Origin of the sequence: Campylobacter sp. CNRCH_2016_0050h (assembly GCF_025772605.1) — a bacterium.
Classification (GTDB): Bacteria; Campylobacterota; Campylobacteria; order Campylobacterales; family Campylobacteraceae; genus Campylobacter_D; species Campylobacter_D lari_D.
Genome location: NZ_JAKMSK010000026.1, coordinates 1 through 3,877 on the forward strand (window position 1 = coordinate 1; position 3,877 = coordinate 3,877).

1 protein-coding gene and 1 pseudogene are annotated in these 3,877 nt (G+C 29.1%); both read left to right on the forward strand.

Annotated features, from left to right (window positions below; genetic code table 11):
• Positions 1-2,938 (forward strand): annotated as a pseudogene (locus tag L8X28_RS08185) (hypothetical protein); the annotation flags it as partial.
• A gap of 260 nt (positions 2,939-3,198) precedes the next feature.
• Positions 3,199-3,877: hypothetical protein (locus tag L8X28_RS08190; RefSeq protein WP_263666044.1), on the forward strand; the 679-nt coding region annotated here is incomplete at its 3' end.

The following is a 3,877-nucleotide window of genomic DNA, read 5'->3' on the forward strand; positions in this document are numbered from 1 at the left end:
GATGGATAGTAAAAGTATGCAAGATTTTGCAGATGGAAAACTTGCTTATAATACTTTCTCTCCTGTGTTTAAACCAAATGGTGGTAATGTAGTAAACATGGGGACTATTAATGCTAAAAACATTACTTTACAAGGTAATAAAGTAGTATTAGATGCTGATACTAGTTGGGATGAAGAAAAAAAGAATATAAAACTCAATCAAATCACAGCAGATAATATAGATTTAAAAGGTAATGAAGTTTATGTAGATATTTCTACTATAAATTCTAACAACCTAACTACAGAAGCAAAAAATAAAGGAATTGCTTATTTAAGTGCTACGGGTTATTATTATAATCCTACAAGAAAATACAATGATAGTATATTTACTAACAAAGGTGTAATGGATAAAACATATAATCAATATATTAGCATAGGATCTGATTTAGATTGGTGGCACTTTGCTAGGGGTTGGAATGAAAAAGCTGATTTTAGAAATAATGTAGCAGGAAATACCTTTAAACTTACTAATAATATAGATTTTAAAGCAAGTAATGGTCAAAACTATGCTAATTATTGGATAGATTTAAATGGTAATGGCAAAAAAGATGCTCATGAATTTACTAATATGATAGTAGGATATAAGGGCTTGTTTTATACCGATAGCGGGATGGAAATAGATTCTACTTTTAACAAAACATTTGACGGGCAAGGGTATACGCTTAAGAATATTAATATAGATACGACAGGATTTTTTTATCCTGGGAAGTATAATCTTAGTGAATATGTAGGTATATTTGGTAAAGCAGATGGAGCTAAATTTAAAAATATTAATGTAGATTATATGGGTGGAAGTGTTAAGGCATATGGATATGGTGGCGATGAAGAATATATTTATATACAAAAATACACAGGTGGTTTTGCTGGGAGTATTGAAAATTCAGAGATAGATAGTATTAATCTTAAAAATCTTACTTATATTTCTACCAGTAGCGATAAAAGTAAAATAGGATCTATATATTTAGGTGGATTTGTAGGCGAAATTAAAAAAACAAATACATCCAATGTTGTTTTAAAGGATATAGGTACTATTGAGGCTGTAGGAAATGCAGTTTCAGTTACTGGCATGTTTGCAGGTGGGTTTGCTGGTCGTATATCTGGCGGTAGAGAATTTATGTATATAAAAGATATTGCATTAGAAAATATAGATAGTATTATTGCTATAAATACTGCTGGTGGTAGCCAAGACTTATCTGCAGGCGGCTTTGCTGGTGCAATAGACAGTATGGCTAAAGATGGTTATATTTCGCATGTAAAATTAAATAATATAAATAATATTAAATCTGGTTCTGAGGATAAAATAGATGGTAATATTAATGCGGGTGGATTTGTAGGAAAAGTTGAAGTAAGCGAAAATTTTAATATTAAAGACATTGTTGTAAAAAATATTAATCATATATATACTGGAAAAAGTAGCTTATCTGAGAGTAATTCTGGTGGATTTGCTGGGAGTGCCTTTTTAAATGGTCGGAAAAATATGTTTTTTAGAAACATTTTTATAGAAAACATAGGCAATATTACTTCAAATAGTAACTCAGGTGGATTTATAGGGAGTGATTCTTATGGAGGAGCAAATTATGTTGATATAACTATAAAGGATATAGATAATATTCTAAGTACAAAAAACTCAGGCGGTTTTGTTGGTTTTAATAACGGTGGAAAATATTCTAAAATTTATATAAGTGATATTAAAAATATATCTTCTAAAAGTATTGATAAATTTGATAACTTGAGTAACAGCTTTAATTATGCAAGTGGATTTATCGGATTTAATAATTATGGAGAATTTTCAGATATTACAGTTAAAAACATAGGAAATATTTCAAGCATTTCTAATGGTTTTGCATATTCTGGAGGATTTGTAGGAGGATTTGATAGTGGAGAGTTTAAAAGAATTTCACTTGAAAATATTACTAATATAAATAGTATATCAAAATCTACTTCTTCTTACGCAGGAGGGTTTGCTGGAGGCTCTATAAATAATCCTTATGCTAGCTTTTATTTTACAAATATATATTTAAAAGATATTTTAAATATATCAAGTCATGGAGAAATGTCTATTTCCGGTGGTTTTGCTGGAGAAATTGTTAATACAGTAGAAGATAATTCTATTGTTTTTGATAGGATTAGTATTGATAATATCAATAACATTGAAGCTAAAGGAGGGTATTATGCTGTTTCAGGCGGTTTCTTAGGGGAGCTTGCATCTTTTTCCACGATAAAGGATATAAAATTAAGTAATATCGATAAGATTAAAGTTGAATCTTTAGGAACTGGCTCAGCATCTACTGGTGGGTTTGCTGGGAGAATCTCAAGAAGTTCGAAATTTGAAAATATTGTTTTAAATAATTTTGGAAATATCATAGGTAAAGACTCTGTAGGCGGTTTTGTTGGAGAAATATCTAGCAGTTCTTCATCGAATCCAAATGAATTTAATAATATTTCCTTAAATAATTTTGGAAATATCATAGGTAAAGACTCTGTAGGCGGTTTTGTTGGGTTTGATACTAGAGCAAAAATGAGTAATATTTCTTTAAATAATATTGATTATATCCAAGGAACTTATGCTGGAGGTTTTACAGGAAAGGGACTGGGTAATTATGGAAATATAGCATTAAACAACATTAAATATATCCAAGGAACTTATGCTGGAGGTTTTGCAGGATTTGGAACTGGAGGAAAAAATATCTATATATATTTTGATAAAGGAGCTATTATAGAAGGCTTAGAAAGTAGTGGTAAATTTTTTGGCCATTTAGATGAGTATTTTATTCCGAATACTGAAAACACTTATATTTATTACTATAAAGATGACTTAACTAATGCAACATCGGATCAAAAATATTGGGATAAAGAAATCCGACTCCGTCCTATGATGATAATAGTCAAGGTTATATAGATTTTAAAACAGCAGCTTTAGCAGCTTTAAATGGCTTAAAGGAAATAGATTGTGGTGTTAGTAAGAAATGTTTAGTTTTTACAAAAGATTTTGAAGTTGAAAAACCATCTAATCCAAACTATCCAAGTAATGTTATAGTATCCAAACCATCACAAAATACAGATTATATCCCTAGCACAGAAGACATCATCAATGAAACAGCCACTTTAGATGAAAATGATCTTTATAAAGATATTATCATCAATGAAATCATATCCGATTTGAAAAATAAATATTACACCATTGATATAGCTGATTTGAAAGCTATTTTAGAAGCTTATAAAAATTTAGATAAAAATAGTGCCGAAGCTAGAACTAAGTTTATTATGGATTATTTCTTTGATAAAAATAATAAAGATAATCCATCAATAGAAATAGCTCAAAAAGAAATTTTTCAAAGCTTAGATTTTTTACTAGCTTATCAAGACAATGGCTTAGACAAAGCTAGTGATGATAAATTTGCAGATAATGAAGCTATGCAGGCTAAAGATAATATTTTAGCTGAAGTTTCAAATGCTCTTGAGAATAAAACAATTGCAAGTAATTTAGAAAATCTAAGTAATTTAAATGATAAAATCAACTCAGCCAACAATGACTTCAAAGAAGAAAACTATTACAAACAACTCAACGATTTAGCTTCAGCTTATAATAAGTATGTAGAATTAATTAATAAAGGCTTAGCAAGTAAAGATGATCAAGCTTTTAAAGATATTAGCAATGAGTTATTTGATTTAATAGCAAAAGTAGGAGATGAAACTGAAGCTATAGAGCGTTTGATTAAAGACTTTGAAGATTTAAAAATATCAGTAAGTGATGAATCTAGCGGACGCTTTGTTGTTAAAGGAGAATTATCAGCCATTAAAATACCTTATCCTATTTTAGCTTCTATTAAAGATGATA